General features: G+C 39.6%; 16 protein-coding genes. 7 read left to right on the top strand and 9 right to left on the bottom strand.

Annotated features, from left to right (window positions below):
* Positions 1 to 49 precede the first annotated feature (49 nt).
* The 6 genes from R2Q80_RS15000 to R2Q80_RS14975 all read right to left on the bottom strand — a co-directional run bounded on the left by R2Q80_RS15000 (position 50) and on the right by R2Q80_RS14975 (position 6,458).
* Positions 50 to 1,273 carry an ABC transporter permease gene (locus R2Q80_RS15000; RefSeq protein WP_316800372.1) on the bottom strand — a complete coding sequence of 408 codons (1,224 nt, stop codon included), beginning with the start codon at positions 1,271 to 1,273 and terminating at the stop codon, positions 50 to 52.
* An 11-nt stretch (positions 1,274 to 1,284) separates the two neighbouring features.
* Positions 1,285 to 2,031 (bottom strand): ABC transporter ATP-binding protein, encoded by a 747-nt coding sequence (locus tag R2Q80_RS14995; RefSeq protein ID WP_316800371.1) that lies wholly within the window; start codon positions 2,029 to 2,031, stop codon positions 1,285 to 1,287.
* The gene (locus R2Q80_RS14990; RefSeq protein ID WP_316800370.1) at positions 2,031 to 3,224 is read right to left on the bottom strand and encodes an efflux RND transporter periplasmic adaptor subunit; all 1,194 of its coding nucleotides are present in this window, start codon (positions 3,222 to 3,224) and stop codon (positions 2,031 to 2,033) included. Before R2Q80_RS14990 ends, R2Q80_RS14995 begins: the two co-directional genes overlap by 1 nt.
* A 43-nt stretch (positions 3,225 to 3,267) precedes the next feature.
* The gene (locus R2Q80_RS14985) at positions 3,268 to 4,560 is read right to left on the bottom strand and encodes a TolC family protein (protein ID WP_316800369.1); all 1,293 of its coding nucleotides are present in this window, start codon (positions 4,558 to 4,560) and stop codon (positions 3,268 to 3,270) included.
* A 322-nt stretch (positions 4,561 to 4,882) separates the two neighbouring features.
* Complete coding sequence (locus R2Q80_RS14980) at positions 4,883 to 5,905, bottom strand: LD-carboxypeptidase (protein WP_316800368.1); 1,023 nt, start codon at positions 5,903 to 5,905, stop codon at positions 4,883 to 4,885.
* Positions 5,906 to 6,296: 391 nt separating this feature from the next.
* Positions 6,297 to 6,458 (bottom strand): hypothetical protein, encoded by a 162-nt coding sequence (locus tag R2Q80_RS14975; RefSeq protein ID WP_316800367.1) that lies wholly within the window; start codon positions 6,456 to 6,458, stop codon positions 6,297 to 6,299.
* A gap of 350 nt (positions 6,459 to 6,808) precedes the next feature.
* Between R2Q80_RS14975 and R2Q80_RS14970 the strand changes: the two genes are divergently transcribed.
* Positions 6,809 to 8,104 (top strand): DEAD/DEAH box helicase, encoded by a 1,296-nt coding sequence (locus tag R2Q80_RS14970; RefSeq protein ID WP_316800366.1) that lies wholly within the window; start codon positions 6,809 to 6,811, stop codon positions 8,102 to 8,104.
* Positions 8,105 to 8,161: 57 nt separating this feature from the next.
* Here the strand turns inward: R2Q80_RS14970 and R2Q80_RS14965 are convergent, their stop codons facing one another.
* Positions 8,162 to 8,572 (bottom strand): organic hydroperoxide resistance protein, encoded by a 411-nt coding sequence (locus R2Q80_RS14965; protein WP_316800365.1) that lies wholly within the window; start codon positions 8,570 to 8,572, stop codon positions 8,162 to 8,164.
* Positions 8,573 to 8,927: 355 nt separating this feature from the next.
* On the opposite strand from R2Q80_RS14965, the gene R2Q80_RS14960 reads away from it, so the two are divergent.
* From R2Q80_RS14960 to R2Q80_RS14950, 3 genes are read left to right on the top strand one after another with little or no spacing between them, the layout of a single operon-like run.
* The gene (locus tag R2Q80_RS14960) at positions 8,928 to 11,333 is read left to right on the top strand and encodes a gliding motility-associated C-terminal domain-containing protein (protein WP_316800364.1); all 2,406 of its coding nucleotides are present in this window, start codon (positions 8,928 to 8,930) and stop codon (positions 11,331 to 11,333) included.
* Positions 11,333 to 12,328: a PorP/SprF family type IX secretion system membrane protein gene (locus R2Q80_RS14955; protein ID WP_316800363.1), complete on the top strand. Its 996-nt coding sequence runs from the start codon at positions 11,333 to 11,335 to the stop codon at positions 12,326 to 12,328. Before R2Q80_RS14960 ends, R2Q80_RS14955 begins: the two co-directional genes overlap by 1 nt.
* Positions 12,329 to 12,769 carry a hypothetical protein gene (locus R2Q80_RS14950; RefSeq protein ID WP_316800362.1) on the top strand — a complete coding sequence of 147 codons (441 nt, stop codon included), beginning with the start codon at positions 12,329 to 12,331 and terminating at the stop codon, positions 12,767 to 12,769.
* Here the strand turns inward: R2Q80_RS14950 and R2Q80_RS14945 are convergent.
* Complete coding sequence (locus R2Q80_RS14945; RefSeq protein ID WP_316800361.1) at positions 12,759 to 14,918, bottom strand: FUSC family protein; 2,160 nt, start codon at positions 14,916 to 14,918, stop codon at positions 12,759 to 12,761. The two genes, R2Q80_RS14950 and R2Q80_RS14945, sit on opposite strands and share 11 nt — an antisense overlap.
* An 802-nt stretch (positions 14,919 to 15,720) precedes the next feature.
* On the opposite strand from R2Q80_RS14945, the gene R2Q80_RS14940 reads away from it, so the two are divergent.
* Positions 15,721 to 17,073: a PhoH family protein gene (locus R2Q80_RS14940; protein ID WP_316800360.1), complete on the top strand. Its 1,353-nt coding sequence runs from the start codon at positions 15,721 to 15,723 to the stop codon at positions 17,071 to 17,073.
* On the opposite strand, the gene R2Q80_RS14935 is transcribed toward R2Q80_RS14940, so the two are convergent.
* Positions 17,070 to 18,281, bottom strand: coding sequence for a TCR/Tet family MFS transporter (locus R2Q80_RS14935; RefSeq protein ID WP_316800359.1), 1,212 nt, complete (start codon positions 18,279 to 18,281; stop codon positions 17,070 to 17,072). The two genes, R2Q80_RS14940 and R2Q80_RS14935, sit on opposite strands and share 4 nt — an antisense overlap.
* A gap of 323 nt (positions 18,282 to 18,604) precedes the next feature.
* Here R2Q80_RS14935 and gyrA point away from each other — a divergent pair, with 323 nt between their 5' ends.
* Positions 18,605 to 21,193, top strand: coding sequence for a DNA gyrase subunit A (gene gyrA, locus R2Q80_RS14930; protein ID WP_316800358.1), 2,589 nt, complete (start codon positions 18,605 to 18,607; stop codon positions 21,191 to 21,193).
* A 25-nt stretch (positions 21,194 to 21,218) separates the two neighbouring features.
* Positions 21,219 to 22,307: a tetratricopeptide repeat protein gene (locus R2Q80_RS14925; protein ID WP_316800357.1), complete on the top strand. Its 1,089-nt coding sequence runs from the start codon at positions 21,219 to 21,221 to the stop codon at positions 22,305 to 22,307.
* Positions 22,308 to 22,334 lie beyond the last annotated feature (27 nt).

Here is a 22,334-nt window from a genome sequence, read left to right as displayed (position 1 = left end):
TGTATCGGGACAAGTAATCTCCCAACTTACAAGCCCCGGTACAGAATTACTACTCATATCTTAATGCATCAATCGGATCTAAATTCGATGCTTTCTTCGCGGGATAATAGCCAAAGAAAATACCGGTAACGGCACATACAATAAAGGAAATCACAATGGAGGATTCGGAAATGAGGATTGGCCAGTTTAAGAAGAAAGAAATGAGGTAAGCAGAGCTTACTCCCAGAATTACCCCAATAATACCGCCGGTGATACTGATCAAAATTGCCTCTATTAAAAATTGCATTAAAACATCTTGCCCCCGGGCACCGATTGACATACGCAAACCGATTTCCCTTGTACGCTCGGTAACGGATACGTACATGATATTCATAATACCGATACCTCCAATCAAAAGGGAAATACCTGCTATTGCTGTTAATAAAACCGTCAACATACTGCTTGTCGAACTAATCGTGCTGATCAGTTCAGCCTGTGTACGTACCTGAAAATCATCACTTTCAGTAGCGGTTAATCTATGACTTTCTCTAACCGCATCAGATATTTCTGCTGTAGCAGCATCACTGCTGGCTTCGGTAGTGGCAGAAGCGTAAATACTTTGCAGGTAGTTCGTTGCAGTAATTCTTTTTTGAACTGTAGTGTAAGGAGCTAGTATAATATCATCCTGATCTTGTCCAAAATTACTTTGTCCCTTTGCTTCCAGAACACCGATCACCTGAAAAGGAATACTTTTAAAGCGGACAATCTGGCCAATCGGATTGCTTCCATCAGGAAAAAGGTTATCAATAACCGTTTGTCCAAGGATACAAACCTTCGCGAAGCGTTTTACATCTTTATCTGAAAACAGAATTCCGTCTTTCAATTTCAATTGCCGGATATTGATATAATCGGTGCTTACGCCGGTGATAGTGGTGGGCCAGTTATATGCACCTTTAATCGCCTGTCCGCTCGTAGATACTACAGGCGATAAACCATTGATATTCTTCGACTGAAGTTTTTCGATAGCAGTAATGTCTTCCATTTTTAAAGTCTGAATGCTGCTACCCTGCAACCGAACGCCTCCCGGCTCGTTACTTTGCGGCATTATCGTGATGGTGTTTGAACCCATTCCCGATAGCGACGACCGGATGCTCTGCTTGGAACCTTCACCTATTGCCATCATCGCAATTACTGCTGCAACACCAATAATAATCCCCAGCATGGTTAAAAACGCACGAAGTTTATTTCGCTGCAAGGCTAAAAAAGCAATTCTTAATAAATTTAAAATGGCCATGTTTTCCTTAATTAATAATCATCTGACTCTGGCAAACTGGCTAATGCCTCCCTTGCCGAACGCTGATTGGTATTTAAACTATCCTTTTGTATTTTTCCGTCCCTTAACATAATTGTTCTGGTGCTAAATGCCGCGATATCAGGCTCGTGCGTAACAAAAACAATTGTCTTCCCTTCTCTATTCAAATCCTGCATCAAGGCCATAATTTCATAAGAGGTGCGCGTGTCCAGGTTTCCTGTAGCTTCATCAGCCAGTATCATCACCGGGTGGTTAACCAACGCCCTTGCTATGGCAACACGTTGCTGTTGCCCGCCTGAAAGCTGGCTGGGTGTATGATCAAAACGCTCCGCCAGCTTTACCGATTCCAACGATTTTATCGCCCTTTGTTTTCTTTCTTCTGCAGAGATAGTTTTATTGTAAAAAAGAGGCAATTCCACATTTTCCAAAGCCGACGTTCTGGGCAAAAGATTATACGCCTGAAATACAAAACCAATTTTTGTATTTCTCAATCCTGCAAGCTCATCACGGTTTAAGCTCTTCACATCAACACCATCAAGCAAATACTCACCATCGCTTGGCTTGTCCAGACAGCCTAAAATATTCAAAAGTGTTGTTTTACCTGATCCGCTGCTACCCATGATCGTTACAAACTCGCCCGCCTTGATATCGAAAGAGATCCCTTTAAGTGCGCGCACGGTTTGATCACCCATCACAAACTCACGTTTCAAATCCTTTATATCTAATATTTTCTGTTCCATTATTTTTTCCTGTTTCCACCCGGACGTTTAGGCATGAAAGGACTTGATTGAGCCTGACTTGCAGCTTCGCCTTTGCCCATGGCTTTTGAACCTGTAATCACAACATCAGACGCGCCTAAACCTGCTAAAACTTCAATGTGAGTATTATCATTTAAACCTGTTTTAATCTTTTTCTGAATCAGTTCGTCTGTGCTTTTCTGCACCCAGACATAGGCTTCATCTGCAGCCGCAGGCTTTTTATCCAAATTAACCCATGTCATTTTGTATTTGGCATTCAGAGTAGAATCAGGAGTATATTTAACAGCCTTCGCAGAAATAAGCATTGCATTATTTACTTCCTTAGTAAAAATAGTAATATTAGCAGTCATCCCGGGTTTAAGCTTGTTGTCATCATTAGAGGTATTAATGATGGTTGTATAAGTAACCACATTTGATGATATAGTCGGATTTAACCTGATTTCCTGAATAGTTCCCTTAAAGGTGTCATTTAAGAAAGCATCTACCGTAAAAGTAGAACGCTCGCCTTTAGAAATATTACCAACATCGGCTTCATCTACCGAGGCTTCAACCTGCATCTTGGTTAAATCTTTGGCGATGCTAAAGATGGTAGGCGTACTAAAACTGGCAGCAACCGTTGTACCTTCACTTACGCTTCTGGATAGTACAGTTCCATCGATAGGAGAGTAGATGCTGGCAAGAGACAGGTTTTTCTGTGCAGATGCAAGTTGCGCTTTAATACTGTTTACTGAGGCTTTAGCCGCATTAATGGTGTATAAAGCATTGTCATAATCTGCCTTACTAACTGCACCAACCTTATATAAGTTGCTCTGGCGGCTAAAGTTACCTTGCTGGTAAATTAATGCACTCTGTGCGCTCACCAGATTAGCCTGGTATTGATTTACTGATGCTTCGAACAGCGTTTTATCAAGTTCGGCCAGTAGTTGCCCTTTTTTTACCTTTGAATTGAAATCGGCATACAGCGTTTTAATTGTTCCTGATACCTGGGTACCCACTGCAACGGTATCAACCGGCTGAACTTTGCCCGTAGCCGTTACATTTTCAGAGATGTAACCAGTGGTTGGTTTCTCTGTTTCAAGCACAACTACCTGCTCCTTTTTTCGCAGTGCCAAATACCAGACGGCAAACGCTGCTATTGCTATGCCGATGATGATAAATATGGTTTTCTTCTTCATGATTTAAATATTAAATTGATCCGGCAATAGCCATTACCCTTTGTTAATTTGTTATTGGAACTCCTGTATAAAAATTATATATTTTGGTGTATAAGCTGGCGGTATATTTTGCCTGCACAAAAGCCTGCAAGGCCTGCACATACAAATTCTTCTGCTGGAGATTCTCCACGATGTTATTTGTGCCTTCCTTTAAAGCCGCGTTTGAGATTCGCAGCGCTTCACTGGTATACGTAAACTGCTCCTGCGCAGCCGAATACTGGCTATTTGCATTTTGTACATTGATATAAGCCCGCTCAACATTCTGACTAAGTGTGGTTTTTGAATCTAATAGCGACAAACGAGCCTGTTCAATATTAATATTGGCTTTCGCCACATTAGTTTTCGTTACTCTTCTATCGAAAATGGGGATAGATAATGTTAAACCCAGGTTCTGATAAAAACTGTTGTTGAGCTGATACGAATAACTTCCTGCGCTATTGTTGTTATATCCGGTGTACAGTGAACCGCCTAGGCTCAATGTTGGTCTTAAGGTAGATTTGGCTTTTGCAAGCTCAATATTTTGGAGCTGAATGTTCAGTTCACCACTCTTGATTTCAGGTCGCGTTCTCATTGCTTTATCCTGTGCTGCTGCCAGATTATCTAACACTTGTGGTGTTTGAACCGAATCGGCACTTACCTCAAATGTTTCTGAAGTCGGAATTTGAAGCAATTGCTTTAGCGTTAAAATATTTTGTTGTAAGGTATTCTGGGCTGCAACTAGTATATACTTATCATTTGCGTAGGTAGCTTGTAATTGCAAAAGATCTTTCTTCGCAATGGTGCCAAACTTAAATTGTTGCACTGATTGTTTTACCTGTGCTTCACTTGTTGAAAGTAAGTCTTTGAGGTAAGTAATATTCTCTCTCGCCAGAAGTATATTTAAATAGGCCTGTGTGATGGATATCGTGATGTCATTCTTTGCCGCCTCAACAGATAAGTTTGCCGTTTGTACACTCAATTCTTTGGCTTTTATATCATTTTTTAAGTAGCTCCCATTATACAATGTCAAATCTGAACTCAAACCCAAACCACTCGTATTCTGTAATCCCGATTTATAATTCGTTAAAGCCTGCGACACATTACCAGTCAAATTTGGAAGAACAGCAGATTTGGATGCGATTAAACTTTGCTCTGAAGTTTGTGCTGTCAACTTTAGCGTATTAATGCTGATATTTTTTTCCTTCGCGTATTCAATCGCAGTTTTTAAATCCCACACTTTTGGTGCTTCTTGTGCCTTCATAACGGGGGCAGCGAAAAGCATTGTAAGGATAAATATATATTTGATGGATTTGCTCATGGCGAATAAATTTTATGTCTTTTCGGATCTGATAAACACAAAAATATGCCCGCAAAACATGTTATTTCCGTAAATGAGACATACGGTTTAAATGTTGAGACATAAGCCGCAGAATTTGAGATGTCGGGAAATTAACCTAATTAAACCTGCTGTAACTGTGGGGGTGATTTTTTAGGTTTTAGGACAAGGGATCGGAAATCATTTTACATTTTGATCTGGTTAGAAAGAGGATTTATGTAAAATTCAGACAACCTCACTCCGTGAATTAAGGAAGTGGTAATGGAATAGAAGCTAGTTTTGGTATGTTCATGATAGCAGCGGCCTAAAACGACAGCAATTTTGAACCTGAGTCAGTTACGGTTAACACATGGTTTAGTCCACATTTCAACGCATAGTTATTCCTTTGGTGTCCAACAGGAAAGTCAAAGGCGATAGGGTAGTTGTAATCCTTAACTTTTTCCAGAACAATATCGTAGATGTCTTTGCCGAACTCTTCTCCTGCATCATCAGGCTTCACTTTGAATCCTCCAATAATCAATCCCTTCAGCTTATCTAACTTGCCGCTTCGCTTTAAATTCCAAAGCATCCTGTCGATACTGTACAGGTATTCTCCGGTATCTTCTACAAAAAGAATTTTGTTTGTCGTATCCAGATCTGAATCGCTTCCTGCCAGTGTCTCAATAATGCTCAAATTCCCTCCAACCAGAATTCCTTCGGCTTTACCGAAACGGTTTTTGAGGTGAGGAGCGGCTTCATAGCCCATTTGAATTCCTGTTAAAGCATTTTTTATCGAAAGAATAGTCTCAACTTGCATAGGGTCTGCCTTAAGCCACTCACTAGGAAAACTGTTGCACATTTTAGAATGAACAGAAGCAATGCGGTAATTTTTTGCGAGGTGACAATGAAGCACGGTGATATCACTGAATCCAATGATCCATTTAGGGTTTTTTCTGAAGATCGAAAAATCAAGTTTGTCAATGATCCTGACCAATCCATAGCCTCCACGTGCACACATGATGGCCTTGATCTCGGGGTCATCAAGCAAATTTTGAAAATCTGATAAGCGCTCCTCATCAGTACCGCCGTAAGTGAAGTCCCGCTTTCCAATCGAGGAACCAATCTTAATATTAAATCCCCAGCTTTGCATTTGCGAAACTGATGGCTCAATCTGTTCGAGAGAAATATATCCGGCGGGACTGCTGATTCCTATGCTATCGCCCTGTGTCAGATAAGCAGGGATGGTAAAAGAAAGACTATCTTCTTCTATCGGATTTGCAAGCAATTTCAAATTTGGAATTAAACTTGCTGAGGCAATAAATGAAGAAAGGAAATGTTTTCTGTTCATTTTACTCGATATAGGTTTGTAAAGCGAATATAGGGTTTAAATATCTGGCGTAAAAGAAAAGGGATTTATATCCATAAATCCCTTTTTAAACCAAACAAATTAATCTGTAAAAGATTAGTATAATGTGAATTATATAAGAAACCAGGATTGAAAAAAAAAGTTTTAAGATTTTAGAAAAATTTGATAAATGCAGGAAAAGTTAAGGCTATCCCTCGCGGATAGCCTTTGCTAACAACAAAACAAATATAAGATAACCAAATCTTACCTGACTTTGAGCAGAAATCAGGGGAAAGTGATATGAAAACACTTAGCGGCCTGGTAATGGATTCGAACCATTATATAAAAGTTGATAAAACTTCTTACCTTCCAATCGGTCAAATGGCCATGCAGCTTAAACAGGTTTCAGCGACAAAAAATTTTTTAACTCTTTAATTTCTTCCCGAATAATCGTATCTTCATCTATTAGCGCTGCTCGCTCATTCTTCGCATCTTTTACAGGCTTAACAAAGTTTGGATACTCCTCAATTGCTGGGTATTGAAAATAGATTGACATAATCTCCTGCGTTTAATTGTTTAACATATGTTTAGCTACTGGTTAATATTCAGCAAATATATACATAAGAATATAAAATCTACCTATTTAGTAGTCTAAGTATTGATATTATTTATAAGTATTTGTATATCAGTTTAATAAAATTACAGTAGCACACTGAAGAATAGTAATCTTCGGTTGTTTATCGTTAGTTTCGGCCGGAAATGGCCATTTTTTTTCCTCGCTGGGTAGGGCTGATCGACTTTTCAATAAAACAGTTTATTGACATTCTTCTCCACCTGCGTAATTCATTTTCTAAAAAGCTAAATATTTTAAGGATATTTGCATTTTAAATCATTAACATAGTACACGTGTCATTAGATAAATTAAAACTAAGTAAATCGCTTGTTGCTTCGATGACTGAAGCAGGGTTTCTGGCGCCTAAGGAAATTCAGGCAAAATCGATGTCCAGAATTTTAGGCGGTCATGATGTGATTGCAATAGGACCCGAAGGAGCAGGAAAAACAACAACTTATGTTTTAGCAACCTTGATGAAGTTAAAATATGCCTTTGAAGAAGCACCAAGAGCCTTGATCCTTGTGCCAGACATTGAGCATGTTGATCATGTACTGGAACAATTTAAGTTGTTGAATCGAAACAGCACCTTTAGGATTTTAGGAATAGACATCCGCGGAACAATAGACAACCAAATGAATGAAATCACTGATGGGTGTGATATCATTGTAGCCGTTCCTGATCGTGCACGTGCCTTATATCTTAAACTGGCGCTCAACACGAATAAAATTCAGTTGTTCATCGTAGACAACGCTGAGCTGATAGTTAAAAAAGGACTGCAGTTGCCGGTTGTTGAACTGGCTAATAGCGCTTATAAATCTCAGCATATCGTGTTTACAGAGGTTATGCATTCAAAACTTGAACACATGATTTCGCCTTTTATGAAAGATTCGGCAACAACGATAGAGGTAGACGACATTGGTGAGAAACAGGCTGAGGTTTACCCACAAATGTTATATCAGGTTCCAAATTTCAGAACCAAGCTTAATCTCCTTACCATTTTACTTGATGATAAGGAAGTATTCGATAAAGTTGTTGTATTCGTGAATACCCGTTTAACCGCCCAAACGGTTTTTAAAAACTTCGAAAATAAACTCGAAAATGCCGTGAGCATTTATCGCCCCTTGTTTTTCGATGATTTTGGATTTGATGAAATTGAAGAGTTCAAAGACAATGATCAGTCCAGAGTATTAATTGTAGCCAATGAAAATGCCGGCGAGCTGGATATTTCAGGAATTCCAATTATTCTTCATTTTGATTTACCTGAGCAGAAAGAAATGCTGATTCAGCGAATAGTTAAACAGGGAGATGATGAAGTTGTCGCCATAACCTTTTCTACGGATATTGAATTAATAGAAGTGAAAAAAATTGAGCAGGCGGTGGGGCAGCGAATGGAGGTGATGGATTTGCCTGAAACACTCAAAATAGCAGATGTGGCTCCAAAAACGAGCAAAAAGAAACATGGCGAAGAAGATGCATCCGATCGTGGAGCAGCTTTTCATGAGAAAAAAGCCAGTAATCTGAAAGATTATAATTATAGCGCAGGCATGAAAGCAAAAATGACCTGGAAAAATAAAAAAGGATTATCTTAATATTTTCAAAATTTTATCAAAAAAAGGAACGATAACATTGGCTATCGTTCCTTTTTTTTAGACTGCAGTTACCCGCACTTCTATATTTCCCTTAACGGCTTTTGAATAGGGGCAGGCCCTGTGCGCCTTGTCGGCCAGATGTTGCGCTTCCTCGTGCGAGATATTGGGGATATGCACATCCAGATCTGCCGATAAGGCAAATGAATTTCCATCTTTATTGAAAGACACAAGTACATTAACTGATGCCTCACTAACGTCAACCCCATCACGCTCGGCAACAGAACCAAGGGCACCTAAGTAACAAGGCCCCCATGCAGCAGCAAATAATTCTTCAGGATTAGTCGCTCCACCCTGACCGCCGAGCTCTTTTGGCTTTCTGAGTTCAAAATCCAGAATCCCATCGCCCGATTTAACGTGACCATCTCTTCCACCTGTAGCTGTTACTTCAGCCGTATATAGCTTTTCCATAATTTTTTGTTTTTTAATGCATAGTCAATAACAAACCGGGGCCTGCATTGTTTACAATTTGACTTATGTCGTTAGCGTCTACTTCGTTTTATAAGTATTTCATGTAAAAAACTGATATGGACACACCAGTCTCCGGTAGGGAGATTGAATACCAAATTGATTTAGTATTTATTTATAGGTTTTTGTAAATCAATAGGTTGTTTTGTTTTAGGTGAATTTGTATCAGCTTGATTTCTCCGGATATAGATATTGTGATATATCATTTGGTGTAAAAAACATTACTCTTCTATTGACACTAATACGCTGGATATACTAAAATAATATTTTTACATCATAACTATTTAAATCGTTCCCGTTGATTAAAAGAGTTTTTTTATTGTTACTCATTGCCAGTATAGCGATGATAACAAAAATGTATGCCCAGTCCTGTCCGGAGAATATTGGTTTTGAATATGGAAATTTTCAGAACTGGAAAATCTATGCAGGAATTACCAATGACAAAGGTGTCATGACTATCGATCAGGTTGATAATCCTGTGTCGGGCAGGGAGAATATTGTAACCGATAAAATGGCTACTGATATATATGGGGGCTTCAAGCAAATACCTGAAAACGGAGGAAACTTCTCGGTAAAGCTTGGAAATAACGGTACCGGAAGTCAGGTTGACGGCATTTCTTATCTGATAAATATTCCTGCCAACAGACCTGAATTCACATTAACCTACCAATATGCCGTAGTACTGGAAGATCCTAACCACTTACATGAAGAACAACCCCGCTTCATCGCCAGGGTAAAAGACCTTGAAACCAATCAATACATACCATGTGCCTCTTTTGAGTACATCGCCACTTCCGATCTCCCGGGATTTCACAAAGCCAAGTCAAATGCTGCCGTTATCTACAAGGAATGGACACCGGTAACGATAAACCTTTCAGGTTACCAAGGGAAACAGTTGCTTATTGAGTTCCTTACTGCTGATTGCACACTCGGTGGCCATTTCGGTTATGCCTATGTCGATGTAAACAATCTTTGTGGTGACTTAATTGTGGGGAATACTTATTGCAAAAGGGCCGGGGAATTGAGCATGTCCGGACCAAGTGGTTTTCAATCCTATACCTGGTATAACGAAGACCGTTCTGTTAAATATGGATCAGGACAATCCATTACGATAAAGCCCACCCCAGCCGAAGGCTCCAAAGTTATTCTCGATGTTGTACCCTATACCGGTTTTGGTTGCCCAAGCTCCATAAGTACAGTCATCCATAGTGTCGATTATCAAGTTCAGGTATCGGCACAAAACAGGGTTTGTCAGAATGCTGAAATTGATCTCACCAGTTCATCTTTTATCCTGAATAAACTTGCCAATTTTACCTATCTGGCCTACGCCGATAAGGACTTAACACAGCAATTGATAGGCTCCACCAAAATCTCTCAAAACAGTACCTTCTATATCAAAGCAACCAATTTTAGTGGCTGTGAAAGCATCAGCCCCATTCAAATTTCCGTTTTTGATATGGCAGACATCACCGTGAAAAACCCTGATCCTGCTTGTTACAATGAATCAGTAAATATTACACTCGATGGGTTATATTCAAAGTTATCAGAAATCTCCAGGACTTATTTTTTAGATAAGGATGCTTCACAGCCGCTGAACGATCCTCAGCATATTAAAGCCTCAGGAATTTACTATGTAAAATTTACCAGTAACATGGGCTGCACTAAAATATTACCAGTTGAAGTCACTATCAGTCCGCTGCCCGAACTTAAAATCACCAATCCCGCTTCCGTTTGTTTTCCCTCGGTTGTTGATATTACCAACAGCAGTATTTTTGCGGCGAGCGACGAAACTTTTAGCTATAGTTTCTATCAGGACGAAAACCTCTCTACTCCGTTAACCGATAGCAAAAGCATTAGAAAAAGCGGCTACTATTATGTTAAGGCAACCAATGCAAAAGGATGTACAGTTAGCAACAAAATAATGGTAACCATCAACGAGTCGCCGGTGCTCGCAGTCAAAGATCCCGGCGCTGTTTGCTTTCCCGAGAAGGTAGATATCACAGATGCGGGCTTGTATACCGGAAGTACAGAAAAACTGAACTATAGCTTTTACTATGATGAAACCCTTCAAAATAAAATCGGAAATCCAAGGGCTATCGGTCAGAGTGGAGTTTATTACGTAAAAGCCTCAAACAGTTCAGGATGCTATACCACAGGGAGCGTTAAGGTAACCGTAAATACTCCACCAATTATTGTTTTAAATAAACCCAAAGCAGTATTTGATTCAGAATCTATCGACTTAACTGCCGCAACCATTATTAAAGGAAGTAAAGACTTTGAAAAAGTGACCTACTTTGAAGATGCTGCATTAAGGCACCCGCTTTCTAATCCCCAAAAAGTGAACAAAGCAGGTACTTATTACATTGCACTGCAGAATGAAAAGGGATGTACAGTTTCTGCTCCAATAGAACTCGACATCCTTCCGAAACCAAAAATCATTGTGCCAACTGCCTTTACTCCCCATAAGGAAACGAACAACCGACTTTATCCTTTTTTGGTGAGTGTTCAGAAACTCACCAGCTTTAAGGTATTCAATAAATGGGGAATCCTGGTATATCAAACTGAAACATTAGCTAATGGAGGCTGGGATGGTCAGTTTAAAAGCAAAATGCAACCTTTAGAAACATTCTCCTGGTTTGCAGAAGGGGTAGATACCTTTGGGGGTAAAGTTCAATCAACAGGAAAAACTATATTAATATTATAATGAAAAGAGCGCTACTTATTTTATTAATGTCTTTCGCAACCTTGTGTTGCGCGGCTCAGGATCCGAAGTTTTCGCAATACTTTGCAGCACCGCTAACTTTAAATCCCGCTTATACGGGCTTTTTTGATGGGGAATACCGTATTGCTGCAAACACCCGTCAACAATGGGGAAATTTGGGAGATCCTTATAATACCTATAGTGTTTCTGGAGATGTAAAGCTGGTTGAAGATGAGAACTTTACCAATAGTGTCTTCAGCTTGGGATTAAGTGGCTTATTTGATGAATCTTTCAACAAAGCACTAAAATCACAGTATATCAGTGCCAGTTTTTCTTATTACCAGTATCTGGATGTGGAGCACAGGTTCAAGTTCGGCCTCGCCCCCCAGGTGTCTTACGTATCGAAATACCTCGACTACAATAAACTCACTTTCGCATCACAATATACTGAGGGTGGTTTTGATCAGTCCATGCCGAACTACCTGGATGTAAAAAATGATAAAACCACTTATTTTGACCTGGCTATCGGCGCTAATTTTTCTGCGAACTTTGATCGTACAAGCTTTGCTTTTGGTTATGCGCAGTACCATCTCAATAAGCCTCAGGAGAGCTTATTAACCAGCGGCAGCGAACTTGTTGCTTCTAGGAAAACGGCTACAGCTAGTATGTTATATCTGATAAATAACAATGTTGATCTTAATCTCACAGGTGTTTATAACGTTCAGAAGAATAACAATGATGCAATCATGGGAACGGTAATCGGATTAAAACCAAATGAAGATACCAGAATGAAGCTGAATTTTGGCCTGTGGTATAAATTTAATGAGGCTTCTTTCTACCCTTATCTGGGGGTTGGGATGGGCAACGTCAGCGCTGGAATAAACTATACCGTTTATGGAAATAAGCTGCTTAGCGCTACACCGCGTACCTATGAGCTATCATTCATTTACCGCCACAATAATTTCAAAGGTTTTAAAGTTCCTTGCCCCAAATTCTAAATGATGAAAACGATCCTATATATATTCTTACTCACCTTATATGCTACAATTGCGAATGCACAACAAAGCAAAACCCGCATCGATTACCAGTATTACCGTGATGATAAAAGTTATTATGCATATGATCTGTTCACTTATCCCGCCAGCGCCGGGAATCAGCTTATGCTAAATTTCACTACAAATTCTGATTTCAAAAAAATAGAAAAAATTTATATCATTGCTGCTGATGTGGAGATTAAATTGAAATTTAAACAGAGAGACGAGATAATCAAATCTGATAATCCAGAACAGAAATTCTATCCTGTAGCATTCGAATTAAAAGACTTATTAAACAAAAAGCTGGATTGTAAAGCCCGGATTGTTTTTAAGCTTGATAATGGGATTTCCTACAGCTTACCCTTTAATGGATGTAATGCGATATATACAGAACCTAAATCTTGATTTTTGCTGATAATTTATAAAGATCGTAAGCAACCTTCTGGATTAAATCAAATTGTTCAGGGACTAAATCCTCACCCTTTTTGATCATTAGTCCTGTGTCACTTATCCGGATTAACGGGACATTATCAGTTGTAGTTTTACTGAGATTAAGGTTCTCAATGGTCATGTCGAACAGATAATCTGTATTCCCCGACATCGGTTTCAGGGCATCAAAATTGTCAAAAGTAAACTCATGTTCCTTATTGTAAAGCGATAGTGTAGCGATATAAGATGATAATAAATGATTTAAAGTAGTAAATTGATGTACCTCCTTAATAAACAACTGCTTGCTCTTAGGTTCAGAAAACATCCGTTGAAATAATGAAGCCAGATTAGCGGTACTTACGTAAACTTCCTTTCTGGCCAGTTTGTAGTCTGTTCGGTTATAATTTTTTTCAAAGTATAACCTGGCTACCTGCTCATAGTATGCCTTATTGGCCTTCAATATACTAATCATCGCTTCCTTCAGTTTCTCGTGTTCCCAGGTCGGAAAAAGTGAGTAACTCGCAAGCAAAGCAATGCCGGATCCGATAAAAGTATCGTATATTCTTTCCCTCGCTAATGCGATAGATCCCATACCCAGAAAATCAAACAGGATCAGGATGTAAGGGGTCATGAACAGTACACTCACTACATAGTTTTTGCGTTGAAAACTATAACTTCCAATCATGCAGATCAATAGAATGATAAATAAAGTATGCCGGTCGTCAATATAAGTAAGCACACCCATGCCTACAAAAGCACCAATGGTTGTGCCGATCAGACGCTGATAATTTCGTTCCTTAGTGAGGCTGAAACCGGGCTTCGAGATCACCAGTATAGTGAGCAAAATCCAGTAACTGTGCGAAAAGTTCAATATCTCTGCCACAATAAAACCAAGCATCATTACAACAGTTACCCTTAACGAGTGTCTGAATGTAGACGAACTATAGGTCAGGTTGTCTTTGAAAAGATCGAAATCAAATTTTTGCCGGGTGATAAACTTGTCTTTATCAACATCTGCCTGCCGGATATCCTTACTGGTTCTGATTTTGAAATAACTATAAATGGTTTTAACCCTCGCCAGAATATTTTCAATATTAACCTCAATGTTTTTAAGCGCAATGATGCCTATTGTACTGTATTTTTGATCGGTGTTCTCTTGCTCTAGCTGATTAATCCTAATCTTTAATCGGTCAATTTCAATCAATAGACGTTTTGAAAGGGTAGGCTTTCCCCCGCTCTTAAGTGCAAATGCAATATCATCCAGCGCGTAAGATATCCGCTTGATTGCCATTTCATAATCTTTCAGAATGCCAGCTTTATCAAACTGTTCATGGAGTTGCTGATAGTTGTAATAGGTCGACATTACCTGCTCAAACAAATCCACCATATCAACAAATACCAGCAGCAGAAAGCGGCCCTCGGGACTGGAATCCCTTACAATTTCTCTTGTTCTGAATAACAGTTCACGTACGGCGTCCTGTTTTTCATGTACAGAAACCTGTAGCTGAAGCAGATCAGCATATGTTTTATCATAATTGTTATTTTGATGGTAGAACTTTGCTTTTTCTCTTAAAAATTCCGCTACTTCCCAAATGGAGTCGCTTAGTGACTGCTGTAGTAACCGGAAGGGGCGTAGCCTGTAAACGAAATAACTTAAACCCGTATACCATACACTTCCCGCTAACACAAGGAAAGAATGCCTGATCACGTCTTGCCAGGGCCTGATATCGTCAATACTCAGTACAATGATAAGCAATACAGCTGTACCTACCGATGCCGCCCGTACCCCATAAATGTAGAACATCGAAAAGATAAAGCTCGAGGCTGCCAGTAATGCTGCAATAAAATAATGGTTTTTATTGGTTAAGCCAGTTAAAATGGAGAATACAAAAATAAGAACAGTCGTAACCAGCATGGCGTTACGTCTGTGAACCATCGGACCCGGGGTATCAACAACACTTACACACAGGGCACCCAGGGAGAGCGTCATGCCATATTTAAGCATACCAAACTGAGCCAGAATTAATGACGGCAGCAGTACCCCTATGGTAATGCGCAACCCATCCGCGAAATACGTACTCAATAAAAAATCTTGTATATTTCTAATGGGTTGCCTGATCTGCATGTTACAAAAATAACATAATACCATTGCTTTTTGTTGGCGCAAAAATTTAACTTCTCGCTAAATTTTCAATTTTTAAGTAGAAAAAAGTTAAGGTGTTGATTGTCATAGTGATAAAATTGTTGATAACGCTAAAGGATCAAAAATGTGAACAACCATACTAATGTTCATATATGAGGTCTGTGACACGTTTTTTGTTGCTTTAAAGTGTTGATAAACAGTGGGTATTGGTTGATAAAATTGTTTATAAAACAAATGCTTTTTTATTTGCTTTTCAATAGCTATTGCACTAAATTAGATCATATCAAAAACGAAGTACTTTGAATTCTGAAAACGTCCAAAAGAAATACAGAACCGAAAGGGGAATATCTCGGACAGTTTACATAGGAAAACAATCAAGCTGAAATGGATAAAACCTAAATAGCAGGTAGCTTATCTTCGGAAAAGCATATTAAAGATTGCACAGACCTAAACAGAGATTATCGAAAGCTAAGCGGTCTAAGGACTTAATAGACGAAGATAAATTTTCACATATCGCAAAAGCTGCCAAGCCTAACGATAACGGAAAAATCAAGTACGTAGGATTGATGCCTCAATAAAAGCTATGGCTAATATTGAGGTTAAAAACGGGGAACTGAATCGAAAGAAAACAGACCCCGTTTTTTATTTACAGGCTATTCAGGTTTTCTCTATCAAGCTTCGCTAACCTGTTGCCGGTATCTTTTAAATTTCCATCGCCATACCAACAAATACTTAATTCCAATTATCACAAGTAATTCTATCGGTAAATCACTAAATTTACTTTATGGCTAAAAAAGGTAAATCAGATTTTAAATCAGCTAAGAAGATTTTTGTACTGGATACTTCTGTAATTCTTTATGACCACAATGCGCTTAATAATTTTCAGGAACATGATGTCGCCATACCCATTCAGGTTCTGGAAGAGCTGGACAATTTTAAAAGCGGCAACGACACCAGAAATTTTGAAGCGCGCAGCTTTATCAGGCTGATCGATCAGGCATCAAAAGAGAAACTCATCAGCGATTGGATTTCAATGGATACTGCCGGTTCCGGCAAATTTAAAGTCATCCTGAATGAAACGCATCTAAAAATGGATGCGGAACAGATTTATGGAAAAGGAAAAACCGATCATAAAATTCTGAACGCGGCTTTAAGTTTAAAAGAAGAAAACCCTGATAAGAAAGTAGTATTGGTTTCAAAAGATATCTGCCTGCGGCTGAAAGCCAAAGCCCTCGATTTATTTGCTGAAGATTACGAAACAGGCAAAATCAAGAACGTTGATGAGTTATATGCCGGTAGAACAGAATTGCTGAACTTTGATGTCGGTATCATTGATCAGCTGAAACAAAATAGAGTGATTGAAGTGCCCGATAATACATTGTCCCTTAAAACTGGTAATCACTTTTATATACTGAAGCACAAACGTAAGTCAGCTAATGTATTTTACAACCATAAATTAAAAACATTCACCTCTGTTTCAACGGATCCGATTTTCAATATCAAACCGAAAAATATCGAACAGGCATTTGCCATTCACGCGCTTCTTAATCCAGATATTAGCCTCGTAAGCATTCAGGGCAATGCCGGAACTGGGAAAACGTTGCTCGCTATTGCCAGCGCACTGGAGCAGCGTAAAAACTTCAGGCAAATATTTGTAACCCGTCCAATCGTTTCCTTAAGCAATAAGGATATCGGCTTTTTGCCTGGCGATGCAAAATCAAAGACCGATCCCTTTATGGCACCCATCTGGGATAACTTACGCTTCATTAAGGAACAGTTTATTGGCGACGATAAGATGTCTGGGAAAATTGATGAGCTTATTTCTTCAGAAAAAATAGCCATTGCACCGCTGGCATTCATCCGTGGACGAACCCTCACCAAAATATTCTTCATTGTTGACGAAGCACAAAACCTGACACCACATGAGGTGAAAACCATTATCTCCCGGGCAGGCGAAAATACAAAAATCATATTTACGGGTGATATCTATCAAATTGATACACCGTACCTGGATGCGGAAAGTAACGGACTTTCTTACCTGATAGAAAATGCAAAGAATCATCCGCTATATGCACATATTACCTTGCATAAGGGAGAAAGAAGCGAACTGGCTAACCTGGCCAATGCTTTGCTTTAATGGTATTTCCTTAGCGACCTCAACGCGATAAATAATCCGATTAAAGTCAATACAGCACTTAATATAAAAGGTGCACCAGGAAAATACAAAGGGGCCTTACCTTCTATAAAATAGGCAAAAATATGTGTCATTGCCCAGGGGGCAAAGATTGCAGCCAGACTTTGCAAACCCGTTAAAACGCCTTGCATTTCGCCTTGTGCATTTGCCGGAATCTGGTTCGATATCAAACCCTGCATGGCTGGTCCGCCTATTCCAGCAAGCCCATATGGAAGCATAAAGGCAAACATCATCCAGCCTTTTGTTGCAAAAGCAAAAGCCACAAAGCCGATCACGTATAAGATCAAACCAAAATAAACCGCTTTTTTATCTCCGATTTTAGGTAAAATGATCCTGATCAATCCACCCTGTACAACACCAATCACCAAACCAACAAAACCGAGGGAGTAACCCACCCATGAAGCATCCCAGTTGAATTTTTCCATAGTGTAGAATGTCCAGTTCGATTGTACGGAATGACTGGCGAAGTACAATAGGAACAAAGTTACCATCAGTCCCAGCAATGCCGGATATTTCCCGATACTACGTAATGAGCCAATTGGATTTGCTCTTTTCCATTCAAAAGCACGGCGTTTTTCTACCGGTAACGATTCGGGTAATATAAAATAACCATACAGCCAGTTAATCAGCGACAGTGCTGCTGCAACCATGAATGGCACCCGGGTACCGAAGTGGCTGAACGCGCCCCCTAAAACCGGACCTAAAATAAAACCAACACCAAAAGCAGCACCAACGAGCCCAAAATTCTGCGCCCTTTTTTCTGGTGCCGAAACATCGGCAATATAAGCCTGAGCAGTGGTAAAACTTGCCCCGGTAATTCCGGCAATAATCCTGCCCACAAACAACCATATAATAGATGGTGCGAAGGCCAGGAAAATATAATCGATGCCCAGTCCAAATAACGAGCTCAACAAAACCGGGCGTCTGCCAAAGCGATCACTCAACGCACCTATAACAGGAGAAAAGATGAATTGAACTGACGCATAAGCCAGAGTTAGCCAGCCGCCATACTCAGCAGCCAATCCAAAGCCTCCGCCCGTAAAATCCTGTATAAGTTTTGGTAAAACCGGAATGATGATCCCAAACCCCGTGAAATCAATCAGGAGGGTGACCATAATAAAGCTCATTGCAGATTTCGTTTCTTTTGCCATTATCGTAAAGGTTTAAAACAAAAGTATCAGAATTAGTTAATATTGTGAATTTTACTTCCATAAACCCAGTCAAACCTGTACGCTTGCAGCGGGCAACAGCAATTGATATGGAAGTTGGGGGTGTGGCGTTTCATGATACCGATATGAAAAGATGAAACGCCTTAAACTGGCCTTCAGTAAATTAAAATCCTGCCAGAGTTGAAAAACCTATCCCAACGGCCAAAACTTTTCCACAATGCCTTATTTCGCTATATTTTTGCTAAATTCGCAAGGTTATATATACCCCTTTTTAAATTCGTCTTCAAACACGAGAATAATAATTTATGGCAGAAGATTTAGAGAATCAACAGAACGACAAAATCATTCAAATTAATATAGAGGAACAGATGAAGTCGGCCTACATTGATTATTCAATGTCGGTTATCGTATCAAGGGCGCTGCCTGATGTACGCGATGGATTGAAACCTGTACACCGCCGAGTGCTATATGGCATGCTTGGCTTAGGTGTTACCAGTGGTAAGCCTTATAAAAAATCCGCTCGTATCGTTGGTGAAGTTTTAGGTAAGTATCACCCTCATGGTGATGCATCAGTATACTTTACTATGGTTCGTATGGCGCAGGATTGGAGTTTGCGTTACCCAATGGTCGATGGGCAAGGTAATTTCGGCCACATCGATGGTGATTCGCCGGCTGCAATGCGTTATACAGAAGCCAGATTCAGTAAACTTGCCGAAGAAATGGTTGCTGATATCAATAAAGATACCGTTGATTTTCAGTTTAACTTCGATGATACCGAACAGGAACCTACAGTATTGCCTTCAAAAATCCCTAACCTTTTAGTTAACGGATCTTCAGGTATTGCAGTAGGTATGGCCACTAATATGGCTCCGCACAACCTTACTGAAGCCATCAACGGAGTAGTGAATTACATCGATAACCGCGATATTACTGTCGAGGAACTGATGAAGTTTGTTAAAGCACCTGATTTTCCTACAGGTGGTATTATCTACGGTTACAATGGTGTGAAAGAAGCCTTCGAAACGGGTCGCGGAAGAATTGTAATGCGCGCTAAGGCAGAAATTGAAAGCATCAAAGACCGCGAGGTAATCATTGTAACTGAAATCCCTTATCAGGTAAACAAAGCCCAGATGATTGAGCGTACAGCTGAATTGGTGGGTGAAAAGAAACTTGAAGGTATTTCCAACATTAAAGATGAATCGAATAAAGACGGAATTCGCATCGTTTACGAAATTAAACGTGATGCCAATGCCTCAATCGTTCTCAACAACTTATATAAATATACCGCCCTTCAAACGTCCTTCAGTGTAAACAACATCGCATTGGTAAAAGGTCGTCCCCAGTTATTGAATCTGAAAGATTTAATCGCTCACTTTGTTGATCACCGCCATGAAGTAGTGGTTCGTCGTACCAAGTTCGAACTAGCCGAAGCAGAAAAACGCGCACATATTTTAGAAGGATATTTAATTGCTTTAGATCATCTGGATGAAGTTATTAAATTAATCCGTGCATCCGAAACCCCTGAAGAAGCCCGCTTAGGCTTGATGGAGAAGTTTGGTTTGAGCGACCTGCAGGCCCGTGCCATTCTGGATATGACGCTTCGTCGTTTAACAGGACTGGAACGCGATAAGATCAAGGAAGAATATGCTGAACTCATGAAAACCATTGATTATTTAAAATCTGTACTGGCCGATGAAGGTTTACGTATGCAGATTATTAAAGATGAGCTTGAAGAGGTGAAACAGAAGTTTGGCGACGAACGCAGAACGACTATTGTTCACTCTGCTGAAGACATGAGCATGGAAGATTTCATCGATGATGAAGAGGTAGTGATTACCATTTCTCACGAAGGTTATGTGAAACGCACGCCAGCTACCGAATTCAAAGCACAGGGCAGAGGTGGTAAAGGTTCTAAAGGCAGTACCTCAAGAAATGAAGATTTTATTGAGCACATGCTGGTGGCCACAGCCCATAACTATATGCTCTTCTTTACCGAAGCGGGAAGATGTTTCTGGCTGAGGGTTTATGAAATTCCTGAAGGATCAAGAACAAGTAAAGGAAGGGCCATTCAGAATATCATCAACATACCAAAAGATGAAAAAATTAAGGCTTACATCAAAGTTAAGAACCTTAAGGACCAGGAATACCTGGAGAACAACTTCATCATTATGTGTACTAAAAAAGGTACCATCAAGAAAACTTCTTTAGAAGCATATTCACGTCCGCGTGTAAATGGTATTAATGCAATTAATATTAATGATGGTGATGTTTTATTAGAGGCATGCTTAACCACAGGTGAAAGCGAGATTGTAATGGCCTTACGCTCAGGCAGAGCCATTCGTTTCAATGAAAAAACTGTTCGTCCGATGGGTAGAACTGCTACCGGAGTACGTGGAGTAAGATTAGCAAACGATCAAGATGAAGTTGTTGGCATGATTGCTGTTAACAGTCCTGAGGTAACGGTATTAGTGGTTTCAGAAAAGGGTTATGGTAAACGTACGGATATTGAAGATTATCGTGTAACAAACCGTGGTGGTAAAGGTGTGAAAACCATTAACGTTACGGAAAAAACAGGACAATTAGTATCCATTAAAGACGTTACAGACAGTGAAGATTTGATGATCATTAATCGTTCAGGAATTGTAATCAGAATCCCTGTTTCAGCCTTAAGAGTAATGGGACGTGCCACTCAGGGTGTGCGCCTGATATCATTAAAAGGTGATGACGAGATTGCTTCGGTAACCAAAATCGATCACGAAGAAGATGAAGAGGAAACAATAGATCTGGAAAGCGTGTTGGTTCAGGATGGGGAAGAGGTAGAAGCTGATACAACAGAAGCAGATGATACTGAAGATGAATCAGAAGCTGATGACGAAACGGAAGAAGAAAATTAACTAAATTAAGATTAGAATAAAAATTATGAAAAGAGTATTTCTAGGTATAATTTTAGCAGGAACAGTAAGTTCTGCATTTGCTCAGAAAAGTGAAGTTAATGCAGCAAAAAGCAATTGGGGTATCACACAGTTCATGCTGCAAAACCAAAAAGGCCCTTTAGATAAAAAATTAGAGTCTATTAAAACGGGTTTAGCACACACGGATAAAGCAATTGCTGATGAGAAATCGAAAGTGATGCCCGAAGCATGGTCTTACCGTGCCTTGTTTGCATCGTCTGCCGCAATCATCGATTCTACTAGTACGGCGAATGCTGATGCCAATATCAAAATCGCTCAGGAAGCCATCGAACAAGCTAAAAAGTTAGATGCTAAAGGTTCAGAAAAAGATAATATCGCATTAGCTGAAACCAATGTTACCAACGCAATCAGAAACGGTGGGGTAGTAGCCTATAACAAAAAAGACTACAAAACAGCTTACGAGAAATTTGTAGCTGCAACTGTGATCAATCCGCAGGATACCTCCATGTATCTAAATGCTGGTATTGCTGCCAGAAACATCGAAGACTATCCTGGAATGATTACTCAGTTCAAAAAAGTAATTGCTTTAAATTCTCCGCAGTCTAAAGATTTGTATTCAGAAATTATCAGCACCGTATTAAGTAAACAAAAAGATACCACAGCTGGCTTGGCTCTCATTAAAGAAGCTACTGCAAAATTTCCCGATAATACGGATTGGATCAAAACGGAAACACAGATTTATATCGACAGGGGAGATGCTGCAAAGTCAGAGCAAATGCTTGTCGCTTTAGCTGCCAAGGAACCTAACAATCCAAATTATCAGGTTCTATTAGGAAATATTTATTTCTCTCAGGCGTTGAAGCTACAAAACGAAAGAAACAAAATAGATCAAAAGAAAGTAAAAGAGTTTAATGAAGTAACCGTGAAAATGAATGCTTTATTAGATAAATCGTTACCTTTCTACAAAAAAGCATTAGATATTGACGGTAAAAATCAGGGCGCATTGGAAACATTAAAAACCATCTACGCTTTCAGAAATGATACCAAAAACTATGAAGACATCAAGAAACGTTTAGATGCACTTCCTAAACAATAATGGACCTGAACAGTCAAAAAAAGAGCT

This window comes from Pedobacter frigidisoli (assembly GCF_032678525.1).
Lineage (GTDB): Bacteria > Bacteroidota > Bacteroidia > Sphingobacteriales > Sphingobacteriaceae > Pedobacter > Pedobacter frigidisoli_A.
Note: the sequence above shows the minus strand (reverse complement) of the source record. Positions and strands in the feature narration are given on the sequence as shown.